This is a genomic window from Actinocrinis puniceicyclus, from assembly GCF_018283645.1.
Classification (GTDB): Bacteria; Actinomycetota; Actinomycetes; order Streptomycetales; family Catenulisporaceae; genus Actinocrinis; species Actinocrinis puniceicyclus.
Genome location: NZ_JAGSXH010000010.1, coordinates 62,772 through 83,452, shown reverse-complemented (window position 1 = coordinate 83,452; position 20,681 = coordinate 62,772). Strand labels below are relative to the sequence as shown.

The window sequence follows — 20,681 nt, the reverse complement described above, 5'->3', positions numbered from 1 at the left end:
GGTTCGATCGGCGTCACGTGACCGGGTCGGGGGCGCGGTGCGCACCGCACCCGCGCCCGGTCACGCAAGTGACTGCCTTGCCGGTGCCGCTGGGATGCGGCGCGGCGGGTTCGACGCGTGGTGCTTATGCCGTGCTTGATGGCACTGGGTTCGACGGCACTGGGTTCGATAGCACTGGGTTCTGGCACGGCGTCACTGGTTGAGCACCTGGCTCTTCGCGCGTGATTGCGCGTCGCTGATCGCGCCGTCTATGCCCTTGCCGCCTGACATCACCGCTGTATGCAGGTCGTTGAGTAGGTCCTGCAGGCCCGTCGTGTACTTGGACACCGGGTTCTCTGGCTTGGTGTCGTGCGTGGAGAAGGCGAACTTGGACAGCGAGTCGCTCGGCATGCCCTTGAGCGAGAAGAAGTCGGAGGCCACCGCGGCGGTGTCCGCCGGGGTGATACCGATGGCGGCCAGCGACTTGGCGCCCTGTACGCCGGCCGCGTACTCGAGGAACGCCTTGGCCGCGGAGACCTTGTCGGAGCTGATGGCCGGGTTGATGCCGAGACCGGTCGGGTCGCCGAAGGTGACCGGGGTCGCCGACGTCCCCGTGGTGCTCGCGTCGAACTGCGGTGCGGGCGCCATGCCCCACTGGAAGGTGTCAGCGTCACCGGTCCTCTGCTGCTTGAGCAGGGTGGCTATGTACCAGGTGCCCATGAGCATCATCGCGGCCTGCTGCTTGCCGAACTGCGCCTGGTAAGTCAGCTTGTTGGTGCTGACCGTGCCGAAGGTGGGCTGCGCGCCGGCGTTCTGCAAGGCCAGCGCCCGGTCGTAGTACGGCTTGAGATAGCTGAAGTCGCCGCTGGTCAGCTTGGCGCCGGGGGTCTGGGCGAGCGCGAAGCCCTGCACCGTCGACTGCCAGATGTGCTGGTAGTCGCCGACCGCCTTCGAACCCCTGTCCTTGAGCGCCGCGGTCAGCTGCTCGGAGATGCTGACGTACTTGTCCCAGGTCCAGGAACCGTCCGGGTAGGCGATGCCGGCCTTGTCGAACAGGGCCTTGTTGTAGAACAGCACCCAGGAGTCCTGGCGGTACGGGATCGCGTAGGCCTTGCCGCCGACCTGGTAGTCGGACAGGCCGCCGACGCCGCTGCCCAGGCTCTTGGCGACGTCCGAGACGTCGACGAGCTGGCCGCCGCTTTGGTAGGTGTAGAAGTTCTTCAGGTTCTTGAGCACGTAGATGTCCGGAGCCGAGTGAGCGGCCAGGTCCGCGATCATCTGCGTGTCGTAGTTGGTGGCGTCGTACTCCTTCAGCTGCACGGTCACGTTGGGATGAGCCGCGTGGAAGCCGTCGGCGAGAGCCTTGAACTCCGGCGTGGTGGACAGGGTCCAGCCCGCCAGGGTCAGCGTGGTCGGGCCGCTGGGCACGCCCGCGCTCGCCGATGCCGCAGGGGATCCGCTGCTGCAACCGGCCACCAGCAGCGAGGCCGCCGCGGTGAGGCCGAGCGCGGCGGAAACAAGGCGCTTCATCCTCTCTCCTTCGAGACGAGGGCCCGTCACAGGGCCCGGATTGCCACCGGGTCGCCGCTGTGGCTTCCCTGGCCTGTGCGCGTGGATAGGCGCGTGTGTGTGCTGCGGCCGTCCGGCCACTCGACCCTGACGCCGGGCGCCTGATCGCCCGAGTCCTGATCGACACGGTCTTCATCGACACGGTCTTCATCGAAACGGCGTTCATCGCCACCGATCCGAACGACAGAGCCCTGATCAACCGGGTCGAATGTGACGCGGCAGGTCCCGTGGTCGTGCCGGTTTGCGCTGCCGGACAGTCCGACGAGCGCGGCGACCCAGGCGCCGGGGCGAAGCGCGTGATCCAGCCACGGGACGCGGACCGGGCTGCCGAGCGGGCCGGCGTCGCCGTGGACTGCGACGCCCGCGCCGGTCGCGACCACGACGGCGTCCGCCGTGACGCCTCCGATCGGGATACCGTGCAGGCGGGAGGTCAGTCCCGCGCCAGTGGCCGTCACGCCCGCCGTCGAGACCTCGGCCGAGCCGTCGCCGGCGACCGGCCAACCGGAGATCCGCAGCCGCAACATGCCTGGGTCGAGACCCTCAGCCACGTCGTCGACTCGGCAGAGGCGCAGTTCCCAGGCAGTGCGTACCAGTGAATAGACGGTGAGCCGGCCGGCCGGGACGGATGGTCCGATGCGGCCGTTGCCGTAGTCGCGCTGGTCCGGTTCTGCCTCGACCCAGTGCGCGAGCGTCGTCGATCCGGCGACTGCGACCGGCCCGGCTTCGCAGTCGTCGACGCGCACGATCAGCGTTCGCATTCCGCTGCGATGCGTGGCCCGCCCTCGGCTGTCGAGCACGGCGACGCACTGGTCTGTCGGTCCGGTCCAGCCGGCTTCGTCGAGCAGGGGAGCGGTCGCGGTGGAGTAGCCCAGGCGGGCGTACAGCGGCGAGTCAGCGACCATCGATCCTTCGACGGCATGGTCGGTGCCGTGGTTGTTAACGCGCACAACACCGTCCGCGCGGGTGCCTGAGACCAGCCACCCCGGCGCGCTCACCGCGCGCACGTAGTCACCGGCCTCCACGGGCAGCGGCTCGGCCGGCGAGGTCCACACCGGGTGGTCTTCGGGCAGTGAGATACCGAGCAGTCCCTTGCTGGCCCAGTAAGGCGAGCCCGGGCCGGAGTAGATCTGGGCCAGCCGGGGCCATGAGCCGTGCCAGCCGATGGTGAGCAGGCCGCGTTCGTCGGGCGCGCCCCGATCGGCGAAGTGCGCGACGATGCGGCCGGCGGCGTGACGCAGCTGACCGGGCGTCAGCGACGGCACGCCGGCGACGGCTCCCACCCAGAACGGCGCCGCGGCGGCGAAACGATAGGTCAGGCTGCGCCCCTGGATCAGCGGCGACCCGTCCGCGCCGACGAGGGCGAGGGCGTCCTGGAGGAACCGGTCCAGCGCGGCGACGTCACGGCCGCGCCGGTCGGCCGCCAGGTCGGCGGCACCCGACATCCGTGCCCAGAGCGTGGGATACAGGTGCAGTGCCCAGCCCGCGTAGTGGTCGTAGGCCCGCTCTTGGCCGTCGGACAGCCAGCCGTCGGCGCGACGGAAGGTGTCGTGCGTGGCCAGGTCTTCCTCGATCTCGTCGACCGACGAGAGCGCGCCCACCGAGCGCAGGAACGTCTGCACGACGATGCGGAACCACACCCAGTTGATCTGCGGGTAGGTCGCGTCGCCAACGACTGGCGAGAGATATTCGACCACTCGCTCCTGCACCGCGGGCGTGAGCCGGTCCCAGATCCACGGCCGGGTCAGGTCGAGCACGAGCGCGATGGAAGCGGCCTCGACCTTCGCCTGCGCGTGCTCGTCGAGGCGCACCCAGCGCTCGGGCGAGGCGGGGTCGGTTCCGGTGGCGATACCCCTCGCGTACCAGTCGGCGAGTTCGTCGAGCCCGGCGCAGCGCTCCGCGGCGATGCGGAAGCCGGCGAGCAGGAACGTCCGGGCGAAGCCTTCGAGTCCGTCGACTGCCCGGCCGTAGCCGCCCTCGGGCCCGGGCGGCGTGATCCGTGCGTGGCCGGGCGAGGCGAAACGCCGCGCGGAGCCAAGCAGCAGGTCAGCGAAGCCAATCCAGTCCTGACGCGTCCAATCCGTCCCACGTGCGCGGCCGGGAGCCACTGGCGGATCGCTTGGCATGTCCCCTCCTGCGCCGGTGCTCACAAGGTGAACGGGAGTGTCGCAGGGACATGCAAGCGATCGAAAGCGAGCATGTCAATACTTCTGTGGCTCTATATGATCAAATACGATCCGATACGCTCGACCAATTCACCATCATTACGGCTAAATCCCTACAGCCACGTCGAACGAAGTCCGGTGTCAACGATCGATACCGATCGATGCGGCGGTGAAAGCTTCGCGCTGCGCAGCCTTTGGCCCTCCGTTGGCGGTACACATCGATCTGATACGCTCACATTCGATCAGCTGCTCGTCGTGGACGCGTTAAGGGGAGACATGTCGATCAGCGCGGACCGTTTCGCCGGGCCGCTGGCGTCCGCCTGGACCCCATGCTGACCGCGGTGGGCATACCGGTTCATCCGGCTGGAGGTCGACGTCACGGCGTCGGGTCCGGTCGGCCCCTTGAACTTACTGTGGAGGAACTGCGGTGAGTCCACCCGAGACCCGCGGACCGCTTCAGGTCGCTCGCCGCGCGCAACTGCTCGAGGCGCTGCGGCATGACGGTGTGCTGCGCGTGACCGATCTCAGCGGCCGGCTCGGCGCCGCCGCGGTGACCATCCGCCGGGACATCGCCCAGCTCGCGGCGGAAGGGCTGGTGCGCCGGGTGCACGGCGGCGTGGCGCTTCCGGAGTTCGACGACGACGCGGCGACCGAGGACGTGAGCGCCGTGATGCTCTCGAGCGGGACCCGCACGGTCGGCATGCTGGTGCCCTCGCTGGACTACTACTGGCCCGACGTGGCGCGCGGCGCGGAGGAGGCGGCGCGAGAGCTTCGCGCGCGCATCGTTCTTCGCGGCTCCTCCTACAAGAGCGAGGACGACCGGCCCCAGCTGATCCGGCTGGTCGAGCAACTGAGCGTCGACGGTTTGATCGTCGCCCCGCGGATGGACGCGCCGACCGCGGAGCGCACGGTCGACTGGCTGGCCTCGACGGGCATGCCGGTGGTGCTGATCGAGCGCACGGCCACGGTCGGCCCACACCACGCCGTGGTCGAGTCGGTCGTGACGGACCACGCGCTGGGCGCCGCCATGGCCGTGCGCCACCTGGTCTCCCTCGGCCACCAGAAGGTCGGCGTGTTGCTCGGTGAGCACAGCCCGACGAGCCCGCACGTGCACCGCGGCTGGCTGGAGGCGATCACCGACTGCGGGCAGGACGCCGCCGCGACCGTGGACGCTCAGGTCCCACCGCGCCCGGCAGCCTGGGAGGCGGCGCTGGACGTGGTCCTGGACCGCTGTCTCGCCACGCGCACGACCGCCCTGGTCGTGCACGCGGACGCCGAGGCCATCGCCCTGGTCCAGCGCTGCGAGGAGCGCCGCCTGTCCGTGCCCGGTGATCTGTCGGTGGTGGCCTACGACGACGAGATCGCGGGGCTGTGCAGCCCCCCGCTCACCGCGGTCCGGCCACCGCGTCGCTCCATCGGCCGCGCCGCCGTCCGGCTTGTCACCGACCGCCTCGCCGACCCCGACCTGCCCGCCCACCGGGTGATCATCAGCCCCTCGCTGACCGTGCGAGAGTCGTCGGCGCCGCCGCGCTCGGCCCGCTGACCGGAGCCAGGCGTTCAGCGGCCGCCCCGGGTCCTGGAGGTTCCCCGGACCCGGGGCAGCATCAGACTTCCGCGCGCGCAAGTCGATGCTGCGCGTACCTGGCGAGGTATCCGCAACGGATGGTCAGTGTGGTTGAGGCTCGCGAGCGCCACGGGCCCAGGTCGATACGAGTTCGGCGAGTGTGCTCAGGGGCAGTGCACCGTTTCTCAGCACGATGTCATGGAATGCCCGGATGTCGAAACGCGACCCCAGAGTGTGTTTCGCTTTCTCGCGTATGTCGAGAATCGCCATCTGCCCGATGGTGTAGGCCAGGGCCTGGCCGGGGAGCGCGATGAATCGGTCCACATCCCCGTTGATCTCCACGAGCGGCCGCGCCGTGTTCTCGCACATGAACGAGACGGCCTGGTCGCGGCTCCAACCGAAGGCGTGCAGGCCGGTATCGACGACGAGCCGCGCGGTGCGTCGGGCGTCGACGGCCAGCATGCCCAGCCGGGCGAGGTCACCGGAGTAGAGCCCCATCTCGTCGGCGAGGCGCTCCGCGTAGACGCCCCAGCCTTCGGCATACGCGGTCAGGACGCTGGTGCGTCGAAGCATCGGCAGATGGGAGAGCTTCTGTGCGAGCGAGAGCTGCAGGTGATGGCCGGGAACACCTTCGTGGTATGCCACAGCTTCGATGCCGTACAGCTCGCGCTTGCTCGCGTTGCCCGTGTTCACGTAGCACGTGCCTGCCCTCTCGCCGTCCAGTGACGGAGGCAGGTAATAGGCCGCGGGCCCGGATTCCGGGGCCGCCTCGACACTGCAACGTGCCTCGGGCAGTGTCGTGAACCAGTCCGGTGCGGCGTCCCCGGCGCGCGTGATCGCCTCGCGGGTCAGCCGGAGTATCTCTTCCCCGTCGCGGCACCGCAAGGACAGGTCCTCGCGCAGCGTGGTCAATGCGTCGGCGTAGCTGGACGTCCCGAAAAGGCGGCTCGCGATCTCGGCGAACGACTCCTGCAGCTCCTTGATGCGTTCGAGGCCGAGTTCGTGAAGCTCGGCGGCGCTGTGCGGGGTCGTGGTGTGGCTTCGTGCCAGTGCCGTGTACCACTCTTCGCCCGATGACAGCCAGCACAGGCCGGGCATGTCGTCCTGGCGGCTGTGCGGAAGTACCTCGTCCGCCAAGCGGTGGCGGTAAGTCGCGAAGGCCGGGCGGACCACGTCGGCGAGCAGACCGTCTCGGACTTCCTGGAACCGCGGGTCCGGTGCCGGCGGCGTCGGCCTGCGGAACGGGTCGCTCGCGGGATCGGCCAGATAGTCCTCGACCTGCCGGATGGCGGCGCGCACGAGGCGGGCCACCGCGGTTCGGCCGGCGGCGCCGCCCTGGCGGTTTCTGTCGGCGGCCTGGCCCAGCAGCGTCGGGATCTTCGCCAGGCGCGCCAGGTAGTCCCGCTTCTTGTCGGAATCCGACACCGACGCCGTGGGCAGGAAGGTGAGCAGTTCGGCGGCGGGCGCGAAGAACATGTCCGTGATCGTGTACTCGACGCCATGGCACCCGATCCGGGCCAGCAGCGCGGCCGCCTCATGTCTGACCACCGCGGTGGTCAGCCGGTCCTCGACGGACAACGCCGCGCCCTCGAGCTGTTCGGCGCGGCCGGCTATGGCCGCGGCCCGGTCGCGCAGCGAGGACTCCGCCTCCGGGCTCAGGTCTCTGAGTCTGTCGTCGTGGCCCGCGACGCCCAGTTGCGAGGCGTTGAGCGGGTCCTCCTCGCTCAGCAGCGCGAACAGGTCGTCGGCGAGTCGGACTGCGGTGGTCATCGGCCCCTCCGTCTACGCGGCGCGGTCACGGGAGGCGGCCACCCGGCGCAGTTCATCCCGGTCCAGCTTGCCCGAGCCGGTCAGCGGCAGTTCGGAGATGAACTTGTAGCGGTCCGGCACCATGTACGAGGGAAGGATCTCGCCGAGGCGCGCGCGCAGGGTCGGGCCCGGGTTCGGCGGCGCGCCGTCAGCCGGCACGATGCACGCGACGAGGAACTGTGCGCCGCGCGATGTCGTGATCACGGTGACAGCCGCATCCTTGACATCCTCGTGCGCTCTGAGCGCGGCCTCGATCTCCCCGAGTTCCACCCGGAACCCACGCAGCTTGATCTGCTGGTCGTCGCGGCCGAGGTACTCGAAGGAGCCGTCCGCGAGCCGCCGGGCGAGGTCGCCGGTGCGGTAGTAGCGCAGGCAGCCGCCGGGCCCGTCGACGACGAATCGCTCGGCCGTCAGCTCCGGACGATTCAGGTAGCCCGTGCTCACGCCGTCGCCGGCGACCCACATCTCGCCGACGCCGCCCTCCGGGACGGCCGCGCCGTCCGGGCCGCGCAGTTCGATGGACAGGTGCGGCAGACTGGAGCCGATGGGGGAACGCACCGGGCCGCGCAGGTCGCTTGCCGAGAGGATCCGATGCGTCGCGAACACGGTGGTCTCGGTCGGGCCGTACATGTTGACCGCGATCGGCGAGGATCCCCCCGCGTAGTCGGCCAGGAAGCCGGCGATGACGTCGAGGTTCACCGACTCCCCGGCGAAGACCAGGTAACGCAGGGACAGTCGCGGCCGGTCGGCCTCGGTGTAAGCCGCCGCCAGCGCACGGAACACGGAGGGGACCTGGCCGAGCACGGTGATCCTCTGCTCAGCCAGATACGTGACGAAGGCGGTCGGGGACTGCGCCACCCGCAGCGGCACCGTCACTACGGTCGCGCCCGTGGCCAGCGCCGCCCACAGTTCCCAGACCGAGACGTCGAAGCTGAACGAGTGGAACAGCGCCCAGCGATCGGCGCCGGAGACGTCGAAGAGCGGCAGGGCCGACCGCAGCAGAGACAGAACGTTGTGATGGGAGACGACGCAGCCCTTCGGGTCGCCGGTCGAACCCGAGGTGTAGATGACGTAAGCGGGGTCGCAGCCGCGGACCTTTGGAAGGGGCGCAGCGGGCGCGGGTGCACAGGCTGCGCCGTCCTGCCCCGGATCGACGCTCTGCACGTGCAGGCCGAGCTCCTTGGCCCGATCCGGATCGCCGACGACGGTCCGGATGCCGGCGTCCGCGACCATGTAGCGCAGCCGCTCGCCGGGATAGTCGGGGTCCAGTGGGACGTAGGCCGCCCCGGACTTGAGCGCGGCCAGGATCGCGATGGGGATCTCGGCGCAGCGGGGCAGCAGCAGCCCGACGAGATCGCCTCGGCGCACGCCCGCCGCGTGCAGACGCGCGGCGAGCCGGTCACTGGCCTCGTCGAGCTCGGCGTAGCTCAGTGACCTTGCGGCGTCGACGAGCGCCGTGGCGCCGGGGTTCTGCCGCGCCTGCGCCTGGAAGAGCTCGACCAGGGAGCCGGCGTCTGAGAGGTCTGTCATGGATTCACTCTCGCTCGTCGATCAGTTCCGCGAATCGTGCGGCCAACGCCGTCGCGAAGTCCGCTGCGACGGCTGCGGGCAGGTAGTTGGTGCACACGAGCAATCCGTCGCAACTCGGCCACACGTCCGTCTGGATCTCCGCGGGCAGGCCCGGATAGGTGCCCCGCAGGTGGGTCGTCCGCAGGCCGTTGAGGTCGAGCCGCGGTACGGCGTTGTCCTGGTAGGCCAGGATGTTCTGGAAGACCGCAGTGCGCTTCGTGCGCGGTGGGTTGAGCAGGCGTACGACCTCGCCGAAGCCGAACTCCTGCGTCGCGAGGGCGCGTTCGACCGCCTGGCCGACCTCGAACGCCGCCGAGAGCCCGCGGGTCAGCTCTCCGCGCAGGCGTACGCACACCATGTCGACGTGGCAGCCCACTGATCGGGCGAGCCGACCGTCGGCGCGGCGGGCGACGGGGACGCCGACGGCGAAGTCGCGCTGACCTGTCAGTTCCGCGAGCGCCTGTCCGTAGCAGGCCATGAGGGCGCAGAATCGCGTCACGCCCGCCGCGCGCGCGACCGTGTCCAGGCGGTTCACGGCGTCGTGGCCGATGAGCGCCTGCGCCCTGGCCGGTCCGGCCGCGTCGTCGCCGGCCGGGACCGGTGGGTAGACAAGGTCCGGAGTGTGACTGAGCTCTGATACGAGTTGCGCCTGGTGCCGTTCGAGGTCGCAGAGCGCGCGCTGGTCGCTGCGAATCGCCCACGCCTCGGCGAGAGACGAGCCGGCCGTCGGCGGATCGCCGCAGTCGGCGGCGTTGTACGCCGCGGCCAGGTCTTCGGCCAGGACGTGCTCTGACCATCCGTCGTACGCGATGTGGTGCACCACATAGCCGAACATGCCGCCGCCCGAGGCACCGGGCAGCGGTACGAACGCGGCGCGCCACACCTGCCCGGCATCGAGGTCCAGCGGCCCGTTGAGTTCGGCGCGCAGCGACGTCAGCGCGGTGGCCTCGTCTCCGGCCTCCGGCAGCACGATGATCTCGGGCGCCGGCACGTTGAGCACGTGAGCGAGCGCGGTGCGGGCGTAAACGTACCGAGCCCGCAGAGCCTCGTGGTTCTGCTGAACCGTGCCCAGCGCCTCGGCGAGGCGAGCGAGGTCGATCGACCCGGACAGTCTCCAGACATTGAGACAGTAGGCTGATCGATCGTCGGGGTCGAGCAACTGCCTGGTGAGAAAGCCGATCTGCATCGACGTAAGAGGGACGCCCGCTCCCGGCGGCGGGCTCGCGGCCGGGGGGCCGGGCCGCGCGCTGCGCCGAAGCCACTCGACCAGACCCGAGACCGTGGGGTTCTCGAGCATCCGTGAGATCGGGACGGGGCGCCCCAGTTCGGCGGACAGCCGTGCGCACACGCGGCCGACGTCGAGGGACGTGCCGCCGAGGGCCGGCAACGAAACGTCGAGCGGCGCCGAGGACCGGCCCAGCACCGCCGCGAACGCGGCCGCCACCTGACGGGTCAGGTCATCCGTGACGCCGTCGAGCGCGCCGTCCTGCCCGGTCTCGGCGCGATCGGCGCCGCGTTCGCCGGCCAGCGCGAGCAACGCCCGCTCATCGAGCTTTCCGTTCGCGGTCAGCGGGAAGGCGGCGACGCTCACGACGGTTCGCGGCAGATGGTAGGGCACGAGCACGCGGCTCAGTCGGTCATGCCAGTGCGTCAACTGGTCGCCTTCGGTCACCGGCACGCAGAACGCGGCCAACGAGTCCGCGCGTCCCGCACTGTCGGTACGGGGCAGTACGACGCAGCGCCGGACGTCGAGATGCCGCTCGATCTGGCTCTCGACCTCGGCCGGCTCGATCCGGTGACCCCGGATCTTGACCTGGCGATCGAGACGGCCGCCGTAGTGCAGGAACCGGTCCGCGTCCCACCAGCCGCGGTCGCCGGTCCGGTAAAGCCTTTTCGCGCGCCCGCGGACCGTCGTCTCCGGGAAACGCCGCCGGGTCAGGTCGGCGTCGTTGAGGTACTCGATCGCCAGACCGTCGCCCCCGACGCAGATCTCCCCGGGCCTGCCGGTCTCGCACTCGTCCGTGCCGTCGAGTACGTATACCTCCGTTCCGGGCACGGGGCTGCCGATCGGGATGTCGCCGGGCGGCTCGCAGTCCCGCGCGGTGATGCGGTGGGTCGTGGCGAAGACCGTGCTCTCCACCGGGCCGTAGCCGTTGAGCAGCGCGACGTCCGGGTGGTGTTCGAGGAAGCGCCGGACATGGAGGCCGGAAAGCCGCTCCCCGCCGGTCATCACGTGATGTAGCCCGCGGAACGCCGCCGGATCCTCGTCGACGATCATGTTGAACAGGCTGGCGGTGAGCCAGACCGTGTTCACGCCGTGTCCCGCGACGACCCGGCGCAACTCGCCGGCCGATAGGTACGGCTCGTTGATCAGGACCGACGTGCCCCCGTTCGCGAGCGCGGACCACAGTTCGAGGGCGAAGGCGTCCCAGGGCGTCGGCGCGGCGAGCGCGATGACGGTGTTCTGGTCGAAGCGGGCGAACGTGCCGGGGCGAAAGAGCCGCGTGACGGCCCGGTGCGGGACGAGCACGCCCTTGGGCCGGCCCGTCGTGCCGGACGTGAAGAAGACGCAGCACGGGGCCGAGTCCGGTGTCTCGACGGGTTCCGGTCGCGTCGCGTGCCCGGGCCGGGTCGCGGCGGGCGACCGGACGGGGAGGCCGAACGAGCCGGCGAGATGGTCCGGTCCGATCAGGAGGGGCGCCTTGAGTTCCTCAAGGACCTGATCGAGCCGGGCTCGTGGCCATTCGGGGTCGAGCAGCGCGTAGGCGGCGCCGACCTTGAGGATCGCGAGCACGGCCGTCACCAGTTCGACGCCGCGCGGCAGCAGGGCCGGGACGAGGTCGCCGGCGTTGACGCCCTCCTCGCGCAGGTTCACGGCCAAGCCGTCGGAGGCGTCGTCCAGTTCCCGGTACGTCAGACTGAACCCGTCGCCGACCAACGCGATCGAGTCGGGGCGCTCGCTCGCCCGGCGGCGCAGGAGCGCGTGCAGCGAAGAGGGCGGCATCGGGGCCTCACACACTCGCGCCGGCGCTCTGCCCCTCGAGCAGCATGCTCGTGGCCCGTTCGGCGCTCGCCGTGAGCGGGACGCAGGCGAAGCCGACGGCCAGGAAGATCGCGGCCAGGATGAGCCAGCCGACCCGCCCGAGCCCGACCGCCAGCGCGGTTACGAGATACGGCCCCGCTGTCTGCTGCAGGCCGCGCCCGAGCGCGAAGACGCCCTGGTACTCGCCCTGGCGGCCCGGCGGCGGCAGGTGGAACGAGACGCCGAACGAGCCGGCCGCCTGGCTGATCTCGCCGAGCACGAGGATGACCCCGCCGACGAGCAGCAGCGGTACCGCTATCGCCGAGTGCTGATGCTCGGTGGCGGCGAACACGAGACAGCAGACGGCCAGCAGCACGCCGGAACGCCGCAGCAGCCGGGCCGCCCCGGACGGCGTCTGCGCCCCCCGGCCCGCGGCCACCTGGAGGATGAAGACCAACGCCGTGTCGACCACCAGGAGCAGGGCATTGAGACTCGCGGGGGCGTGGGTGCGCAGCACGATCCACAGCGGCAGGCCCACGGTGAGGATGGGCTGGTAGAGCTCGAGTATCCCGCTCAGCAGCGATACGCCGACGAATCGCAGGTCCCGCAGACCGGAACGCGGCTTCGCGCCCGCGGCGTGCTGCGTGCGCACGTGCTTCGGCGCCCGCAGCCGCCAGGTGATCAGGGCGCAGAGCAACTGGGTCGCCGCGGTGAACAGCACCACTGCCTCGAACGCCGCACGGGTGCCCACGGCCAGCGCCCCGCCGGCGATCACGGCGCCGAGCATGAAGCCGACGTTGAACAGGCCCCGCATCTGCGATCCGATCCGCACGTGCTCGCTCTTCGGGAAGCACGCGCGGGTCAGGGTCATCCGCAGGGGGTTGGAGTTCGTCTCGGCGACCGAGATGAGGCTCGCCACGATGATGAAGCCCTCGAAGTTCCTCACCACGCAGTACACGCAGAACAGCACCGCGAGCGCCGCGTAGCTCAGCAGCAGCGGAATCCGCGCGCCGAGCCGGTCCGCCGCGCGGCCGATGGGCACGGTGAACACGAGCCCGAACACGCCGGCCGCCGAGAGCCCGGCGCCCACCTGCGTGGACGTCAGGCCGATCGTGCGGGTGAAGAAGATCGCGCCGCTGGTGAGGAAGACCCCGAAGCCCAGGGACTGCGCCATCGCCAGCGCGGCGAACCGTCTGGCCAGCGCGGAGTCCGGGGCCATCTCCGCCAGCCAGGCCCGGCCGGCCCTGCCGATCCGCCCCGTGCGCACGCTTTCCCCTGTCATTGCTCGAACGCAGCCAGCTTCTTCCGCAGGATCTGCGTGAAACCCGGGTCGCGCAACAGCGGCAGGGTGTCCGCCGCCTCGAACGTGTGCACCTCGACGCTCGCCGCCACCCGCTCCCACTTCGCGTCCTCGCGCTGCGCGGTGGAGGCGAGCTGGAACACCGTCACCTCGCCGCCGTAGTGGCGCGCGGCGTAGTGCTCCTGGGCGAAGTTGCCCGCGGCCCAGACGGCTTGCAGCCAGTGCAGGTCCCCGGGATCCATCCCCGGTTCGATCTTGGCCGTCTCGATCATGGCCTTGATGACGCGCTCCCGCTGCGCGCCGAGGCTCGTGACCCCGAACTGCCGGCGCAGGGACGCCAGCCTGAAGTTGTAGAACTCGCGCAGCCCCCAACTGGGATCCAGCTCGGTCACCTCGGGAGGCATCGAGTTGGCCAGCGCGAGCACCGCGACGCTCTCGCCCTCCCGTTCGAGCACCCGGGCGATCTCGAACGCCAGCCGGCCGCCGGCGCACGGCCCGAGCAGCAGGTACGGCCCGTGCGGCTGCACCGTGCGGATGTCCTCGAGGTAGCGGGCAGCCATCTCGACCAGGGAGAGCGAGGGCCGCTCCCGGTTCCACAACCCCACCGATTCGACGCCGTAGACGGGGCGCTCGCCGCGAAAGCCGTCGACCACCTCGCGGACGAAGCCGATGTTCCCGGCGCCCCAGTGGAAGCAGAACAGCGGGGTGCCCCGCCCGCCGTCGGTCAGCGGCGTCAGCGTCGAGCGCCGTTCGACATCGAGTGGACTCAGGCCGGTGGCCCACACGTCGTTGAAGTCGGGATCGGCGTCGACGGGATCGGCCGTCGGCTTCGTGTCGGCGTTCTCGGGTAGCAGCGCCGCCGCGATCGCGCGCGGCGTCTTGTGCTCGAACACCTCGTCCGGGGCCAGCGTGAAACCGGCCTTGCGCGCCTGGGCGACCACGTCGACCAGGAGCAGCGAATAGCCGCCGAGGGCGAAGAAGTCGTCCTCGGGCGTCACGTCCGTGTCGAGCAGGTCCTCCCAGATGGAGCACAGCGCCCGCTCGATGTCGGCTCGTTGCATCGTCACGCCGCCTTGAAGTAGCGCTGCGCCTCGCGGACGCCCTCGAGCAGGGCCGCGACCTCATCGGCGTCGTTGTAGAGGTAGAAGGTGGCTCGGACGCTGGCCGCCTCGTCGAGCTTGCGGTGCAGCGGCCATGCGCAGTGGTGGCCGGTGCGCACCGCGATGCCCAGGCTGTCGAGCACCTGGCTCACGTCGTGCGGGTGGATGTCGTCGATGTTGAACGACACCGCGCCGCCGCGGTTGACCGCGTCGGTCGGGCCGAGCACGCGTACTCCGGGGATCTGCGCCAGGCCGGCCAGCGCCAGTTCGGTCAGCTCCTGCTCGTGCGCCGCGATGTTCGCCATGCCCACGCCGGTGAGGTAGTCCGTCGCCGCTGCCAGGCCGATCACCTGCGACACCATGGGGACGCCCGCCTCGAACCGCTGGGGCGGGGCCGTGTACGTGGTCTCCTCCATCCGGACGGACTCGATCATCGAGCCACCGGTCAGGAAGGGCGGAAGCGCATCGAGGAGTTCGGCGCGGCCGTAGAGGGCGCCGACGCCCGTCGGGCCCAGCATCTTGTGGCCGGTGAAAGCCGCGAAGTCCACGCCGAGCGCGGGGAAGTTGACGGCGCCGACCCCGAGCACGCCGTGCGGGACGGACTGGCACGCGTCCAGCACCGTGATGGCGCCGACCTCGCGAGCGCGGGCGACGAGGACGTCGACCGGGTTGACCGTGCCGAGCACGTTCGAGCGGTGTGTGAAGGCGACGAGCCTGGTCCGCTCGTTGATCAGCGTGTCGATCTCGGACAGGTCGAGGCGGCCCTCGTCGGTGAACGTGAACCAGCGCAGCGTCGCCCCGGTCCGCTTGCACAGCTCCTGCCACGGCACGAGGTTCGCGTGGTGCTCCATCTCGGTCACCACGACCTCGTCGCCGGGGCCGAGCCTGAACCGGGTCGACTTCGGACCCGCGAAGGCGGCGTTGCCGATCGCGTAGGCGACCAGGTTGATCGCTTCCGTGGCGTTCTTCGTGAAGACCAGTTCCTCGGAGGCCGCGCCGACGAACTCGGCGACCCGGTTGCGCGCCTTCTCGTAGACGCCGGTCGCCTCTTCCGACAGCTGGTGCGCCCCGCGGTGCACGGCCGCGTTGGAACTGAGCAGGAACTCCCGTTCGGCGTCCAGGACCTGTACCGGCTTCTGGGAGGTGGCCCCGGAATCCAGGTACACGAGGCGCTTGCCGCCGCGCACCGTCCTGTCCAGGATCGGGAAGTCGCGGCGCACCGCCGCGACGTCCACCCGGCAATCCCCGTTTGATTGCACTGAACGTCTCCTTCGGATCCGTGATTCAGTAAGCTGAAAAGCCCCCGACAAGCCATAGGCTACAGGCTGAAATAGTCAACCTTGAGACGTGGAATATAGTTGGAAACGTCCGAATAGTACAGGATGATGCCGTCATTGTACTGATCGTACGAGTGCTTCAGGTCGTGCAGGTTGTTGACGGCCCGGTGAGCCTGCCACGCCGGCACGGACGTGCGGTCGCTGAGCGCCTCCTCCAGCAGCCCGGTGTGTTCGGCTCGGACGTCCTCCTCGACGTGTGAGACCAGCGGATCCATGCACCCGTCCGGGTATCCGTAGGCGGTCGCGAGGCTCTGCAGCGTGTGCGCGCCCTCCAGCGTGTCCATGCCGCGGGCTTCGAAGAGCTTCGTGCAGGCGAGATAACCCAAGGTGTCCTCGCGGGCGATCTGGCACAGGTTGTTGATCCAGGACCAGGTGCCGATCACCGGATGCGCGTTGTCCACCTGTTCGGCGGGCATGCCCATGCGCACGAGGCACTCCCGCGCCATCCAGGCGTGGTCGTACTCTTCGGCGAGGTACTGCGAGAGCAGCCGCTGCCACGCCGGGTCCGTGCAGTGGGAGATGGCGGTGGACACGTGCCTGCTGGCCGACTTGATGTAGTGGTAGGTCTCCATGACCAGCCCCAGGAAGACCTCCTTGCGGTAGTCCTGCTTCTCGAGCCCGGACCACAGCCGGTGGTAGCCGATCTGCTCGGTCCACATCCCCGTTGACTTGTCGATCTGCTTCAGGAACGTTTCCGTCGGGATCTGCTCGAGGCTCTCGTCCTCCTTGCGCAGCAGGTCCTGCTGGGCGAACGCGTTCGCGATCCCGACCGTGTCCTCGACGCTCACACCGGTGATCTTCGAGATCTCGGCGATGGTGTGCCGGCCGTCGAGATAGCGCTTGAGATTGAGGAACGTCTTAAGATCAGCGCCTTGCTGTTCCAGCTCGAAGTGCTGGTCGCCGACAATCATGAGGACTGCTCCGCTGTTCGGCACGAAGAAGGTGCAATGCCGCAGCCGGGGCTTGAATTCGACGTCTTCGATGGATATCACTGATTCTCTCCCCGTTGAGATGGAGCGCAGGACTTTCCGGTCGACGGCACGCGGCGGGCGGCCTCACGTGGGGCCGCCCACCGCGGCCTTCTCGTGGATCAGCCGCAGAGGACCGCGCCACTCACCTTGCTGATCTGGGGCTTCTCAACCGGCTTGATGCTGATGGACATAGCTCGTCACCTCCCCGAACAACTTGATTGCACCCGTTCACGTCGCTCGATTTCGCGACATGCAAGCGGCCAGATCGGCCATTTGATCACCCCTGACAGGGGGCTGATTCGAAGCTATCCGAGGCAATCCACTCCGTCAAGACCGTCAGCGGTGGAGTTGACAGAGACTTTCAGGTAACGCGCTCGACACGGTTCTGGACACCACCTCGGAATATACCGAGGTGGACATCCGCTGTTACCAGGCGGTTTCTGGTTACGGACGGGGGTTTTGTAGTCGAGCGCGCCGAGTGGCAGTATCAGCCGGCTGAGCCGGAAAACCGGCTGGTCGCGCGCCTGCTGGAGCGCCCTGGCCGCCGATCTGCCCGCCCTGTGGCGCGCATCGTGTCGGCTCGACGATCGGCCAACGGGGCGGGAACAGCGTGAGTTGGAGGTTGTGAACCGGACCCGCGAACTGGAAACGGGTCCACGGGAGCCCATGCGGCTGAGGGCCGACGCCCTCTCAGCCTTCTTCGTCGTCCCCGCGGAGACGGAGCGCTCGCTCGGCGATCCCGCTGGAGAGCTTGCCCGCCGCGGATCTGGCCCGATCGAGGGTCTCGTTGCCGAGGCGCAGAGCGGCATCGACGCCTTCTGTACCCGTCTCGAGCACCTTGTCCCTCACCTGCGCGGCCGCTTCGACCCATTCTCTCGCCTCCAACGACTGTCGATCGCGCTCGATCCCGAGCCGTGCGTGCAGGTCAACGACGAGGTCTTCGACCCGGTTGCTCGAACGCACCACGTCCCGCGACGCGGTCGGGTGCAACAGCACCTTCGTGTTGGCCGTGCCGGCAGCCGCGGTTATGCGGGCCATCAGGCGTTCGGTGCTGCGTGAGATGAGTTCCAGCCGGTTCTGTCGCGCGACTCGAAGCCCGAGTCGATGCCCGTCCAGTTCGTCCGGAGCCGAGTCCAGCACCCGGTCGAGTTCGAGCACGGCGATCGCGTCCTGCAACTGGAAGCAACGAGCCAGAACAGCGAGCCACTCCCGGGCCTTGGACTCGGCCTCCCTGGACGCCTTGGCGAGATCACCGATCTTGCTCTTGCGCTCCACCTTCTCCCCGAGCGCCTCGAGTTGGCCCAACGCGTACGCCTGGGTTCCCGCGATCGTCGTCGACGTGGATTGCACCTTCGACCAGGTGACCTCGGAGACCCGGCCCACCTGCTCTCGGACGGCCATGGCCTCCTCGATCACCAGGTCGACTCCGATCATGCCCGCCAGTACGGCATCCTTCTGGGCGCGCAGCACGTCGTCGACCTTCTCGTCGATCGTGGCGAGATAGTCGACGATCTCGTCCATGGCCTGCTGCATCGCAAGCTGCGCCATGATCGCCGCCGCGCCGGCCAGAAGCTTCGGGCTCGCCCGAAACGATCGGGGGCCCTTCGCGAATTCGACGAATCCCTTGACCCGGCCCTCGTGCCCCTTCAGCACACCGGTGCGCAGACCCGTCTTCGAGCTTTCCCTCAGCCCGTACTTGTCGACCAGTCGCGCGGAGTCCTTGGTGAGCTTCACCCAGCGACCTGAGTCGGCGGCGATCTCGGAACCCGCCTGTGCCACCGCGGCCGTGTTGCCGAGGGCGGTTCGGAGCCGGTGCAGTCCGAGGTCCCGCGACGAGAGTCCTTCGGAGACGATGAAGCGTTCGACCGCCGCCGGATTGCCGATGACCGCCAGGCCATCGCCATCGCTGATCAGCCCAATCTCGTCATCCATAGTCGGCTCCTTAGGTAGCTCTTCCCGAATGAGGGGTGGTTGCGCGGACGCGGACGGGCGCGTCAGGGTACGAGCGCAGGACGAGGTCTCGCGGATGGAAGTTCCCGCATTGCCCGTCCGGAAGACCTCGACGTGCGTGACCTACATTCTCGTGCCCTGACCCCGGCCCGTCTGCCGTTCTTCGGTGAATTCGACCTCTTCGTCGTTCGAGGGGGCCTCGGGGGACTGCTCGGCCAGGTCGAGGACGCGCAGTGCGAGCCACTGGTCGTGGACGGCGCTGGGGGAGCGGAGCAGGGAGCGCTGGAGCAGTGCTTCGCTGCGAGCCAGACGTTTGCGTACCGCCGATGCCGAGAGGGACAGCGCAGCGGCCGTCGGGCCGATGCGTGCGTCGAGGCGCAGCCAGGTGGTGAGCGTCTGGTCGACATAGGTGGGGACGTCGAGCGCGCGTACAGGTTGGAACTGTCGTTGTGCCCACGCCGCGACGTGGGGGAGCGCGAGGAGTTCGTCCATGGAGGGCGCCGTTCCACGCTCGGTCTCGGGGTGCTCGGGGTGCTCGGTGCGCGGCGGGTTGCGTGCGGCGAGCGCGCGCAGTGCCAAGGCCAGTGCGGCTTGGTCGGCGAGCCGGTTCAGGTCGAGCGCCAGCAACTCCTGGATGAGGGTGAGGCGCGCCGTCAGGGTGTTTCGGTGGATTTTCAGATGGGCGGTCGCGTGCGAGGAGAAACTGAGCCATGACGCCGCGGTGGCCAGCAGTTCCGCACTGTCAGGGTCTTGCGAGCGCCGGGCGCGGTGGGCGTGCAGCGGGGCGAGGAAGGCCTCGGCCCAGGCTGCCGCGGCAGGCCCGATGGTGAGGGCCAGGTCGGCGTGGGCCGCGAAGGAGGCCTGCCTCTCGGTGCGGTGGCGTGCGGCGGCGAGGGCGTGGAAGGCCTGGGCGTAGCCGGTGGCGGTATCGCGCAGGGCCACGGCGTCGCTCACCCCGATCCGGCAGGTTTCCGCCACCGAGGCAGGCCAGGCCCACTGCGGGGGGTTGTCTGCGTGGGCTTCGGAGTCGGCGTCCGCGAGCACCATCAGGTGATCGGCGTATACGGGGCATGGCACGACCCACGCGCCCTCGGCCACTTCGGCCAGTGCGTCCGCTGCCGCGCCGCGTTCTGCGGGCGGTCCCTCGATGACGTACACCCATACGACGGCGGGCAGTGTGATTCCCAGCGCCCCGGCGACTTGGCGTGCGGCTGAGATCTGGCCGTTCATCAGCAGATGCAGGACGGCTTCCCGGGCGCGGGCGTCAGCGATCCGCAGCCGGCTGTGCTGCCGCCGGGCGTCTTCCACCTCCCAGCACAGACTGAGGCTGGAGGTGGCGTCCGCGAGCAGGAGCGGCAGATCAGGCGGTGTCGGCCGGGGCATCACGGCCGCGAGCAGGGGGGCGCCCACCTCTGCCGGGCCGTCGAGGGGCAGGACGACGCAGGCGAGGTCTTCCCGGTCGATGGCCACGGATTTCGGCCCCCGTACCGCGGCCTCTCGCACCCCGCGCAGTACGAGATCTCGCTCGGCCTCGCCGAGGGGGGAGGCGGGCGGGCAGGCCACGACGCCTGAGCGGTTCACCAGAAGGACACTCGCCCCGGTACGGACGGCCAGCCACCGGAGCAACTGCGCGGTTCCGCCCCTGCGGGCGGCGCGCTGCATGTCCAGCACGTCCGTGGCGCGTCGGGTCCGCCCGTCTGCCGACGCCGTGTGCGCACGCGGACCACCGCCGTGCACGTCATCGCCCCGGGGAACACCCGTGTGCATGTCATTCCTCCCGGAGAGACTGCCGAATTGCCGTTCGGCCGGAGATTATCCGGGCCGCCGGCGGCTGTACGACGCGGCTCACTGTGCGGTGCGACACCCGCAGGGCTGCTTCACAGTGCAAAGTGGTCCTTCGCGCAGTCCAAAGCTGTCATAGGTTCTGTCGTGTCGGGGGGCACCAGGCCGGGCGACGGGGGTGTCCGGCCTGGTGAGCACGCTCCGGGGCACGCCGGACGCCGGCACACCGCCCCCGATGCCGTGCATGGCGGAAACGTGGCCATGGACGCCGGCCAACCGGGCTGACGGGTCCGCAGTGCGGCCGTGCCGCTTGACGGCCGGTGCGTCCGCCACCGTGTGACGGGATACTTCGGAGAGAAGCCGGTGCGGTGACTTGTCGGCGTCGGCTCGACCCGGCGCGGCCGCCGGCCGGCGAGGAGGCGCAGCCGGCGGTCTGGATGCGGTTGGAGCGGCGGTGGGAGAGCTGTCTTCCCGAGGACCGGGCCAGGATCCGCCGCTATGCGAGGGTATTGATGAAGGGCGGCGCGTTGTGAGCGGCGGACGATGGCGCGTCGCGGGTTCTGCCGG

The 20,681-nt window shown here is 69.7% G+C and carries 13 protein-coding genes; 2 read left to right on the top strand and 11 right to left on the bottom strand.

Annotated elements, in window-relative coordinates; genetic code table 11:
• Positions 1-192 precede the first annotated feature (192 nt).
• Positions 193-1,509: an ABC transporter substrate-binding protein gene (locus KGA66_RS05055; protein WP_211465022.1), complete on the bottom strand. Its 1,317-nt coding sequence runs from the start codon at positions 1,507-1,509 to the stop codon at positions 193-195.
• 26 nt (positions 1,510-1,535) lie between these two features.
• Complete coding sequence (locus KGA66_RS05050) at positions 1,536-3,671, bottom strand: DUF2264 domain-containing protein (protein ID WP_211465020.1); 2,136 nt, start codon at positions 3,669-3,671, stop codon at positions 1,536-1,538.
• Between the two features lie 466 nt (positions 3,672-4,137).
• Here KGA66_RS05050 and KGA66_RS05045 point away from each other — a divergent pair, with 466 nt between their 5' ends.
• Complete coding sequence (locus KGA66_RS05045) at positions 4,138-5,253, top strand: substrate-binding domain-containing protein (RefSeq protein WP_211465018.1); 1,116 nt, start codon at positions 4,138-4,140, stop codon at positions 5,251-5,253.
• Positions 5,254-5,376: 123 nt separating this feature from the next.
• Here the strand turns inward: KGA66_RS05045 and KGA66_RS05040 are convergent, their stop codons facing one another.
• From KGA66_RS05040 to KGA66_RS31420, 9 genes are all read right to left on the bottom strand, one after another.
• On the bottom strand, positions 5,377-7,044 hold the full coding sequence (locus KGA66_RS05040) for a DUF885 domain-containing protein (RefSeq protein ID WP_211465016.1): 1,668 nt from the start codon (positions 7,042-7,044) through the stop codon (positions 5,377-5,379).
• Positions 7,045-7,056: 12 nt separating this feature from the next.
• A complete protein-coding gene (locus KGA66_RS05035) occupies positions 7,057-8,613 on the bottom strand; it encodes an amino acid adenylation domain-containing protein (protein WP_211465014.1) in 1,557 nt (518 codons plus the stop codon).
• Between the two features lie 4 nt (positions 8,614-8,617).
• Positions 8,618-11,656, bottom strand: a complete 3,039-nt coding sequence (locus KGA66_RS05030) for a non-ribosomal peptide synthetase (protein ID WP_211465007.1) — start codon at positions 11,654-11,656, stop codon at positions 8,618-8,620.
• 7 nt (positions 11,657-11,663) lie between these two features.
• On the bottom strand, positions 11,664-12,956 hold the full coding sequence (locus KGA66_RS05025; RefSeq protein ID WP_211465005.1) for an MFS transporter: 1,293 nt from the start codon (positions 12,954-12,956) through the stop codon (positions 11,664-11,666).
• Complete coding sequence (locus tag KGA66_RS05020) at positions 12,953-14,035, bottom strand: thioesterase domain-containing protein (RefSeq protein ID WP_211465004.1); 1,083 nt, start codon at positions 14,033-14,035, stop codon at positions 12,953-12,955. Before KGA66_RS05020 ends, KGA66_RS05025 begins: the two co-directional genes overlap by 4 nt.
• Positions 14,036-14,037: 2 nt before the next feature.
• A complete protein-coding gene (locus KGA66_RS05015) occupies positions 14,038-15,333 on the bottom strand; it encodes a cysteine desulfurase (protein ID WP_312886757.1) in 1,296 nt (431 codons plus the stop codon).
• Positions 15,334-15,392: 59 nt separating this feature from the next.
• Positions 15,393-16,403: an iron-containing redox enzyme family protein gene (locus tag KGA66_RS05010; protein ID WP_211465002.1), complete on the bottom strand. Its 1,011-nt coding sequence runs from the start codon at positions 16,401-16,403 to the stop codon at positions 15,393-15,395.
• Between the two features lie 669 nt (positions 16,404-17,072).
• Positions 17,073-18,314, bottom strand: coding sequence for a hypothetical protein (locus KGA66_RS05005; RefSeq protein WP_211465000.1), 1,242 nt, complete (start codon positions 18,312-18,314; stop codon positions 17,073-17,075).
• 141 nt (positions 18,315-18,455) lie between these two features.
• Complete coding sequence (locus tag KGA66_RS31420; protein ID WP_211464998.1) at positions 18,456-19,913, bottom strand: helix-turn-helix domain-containing protein; 1,458 nt, start codon at positions 19,911-19,913, stop codon at positions 18,456-18,458.
• Between the two features lie 569 nt (positions 19,914-20,482).
• Here KGA66_RS31420 and KGA66_RS04995 point away from each other — a divergent pair.
• Positions 20,483-20,647, top strand: coding sequence for a hypothetical protein (locus KGA66_RS04995; RefSeq protein WP_211464996.1), 165 nt, complete (start codon positions 20,483-20,485; stop codon positions 20,645-20,647).
• Positions 20,648-20,681: the final 34 nt, after the last annotated feature.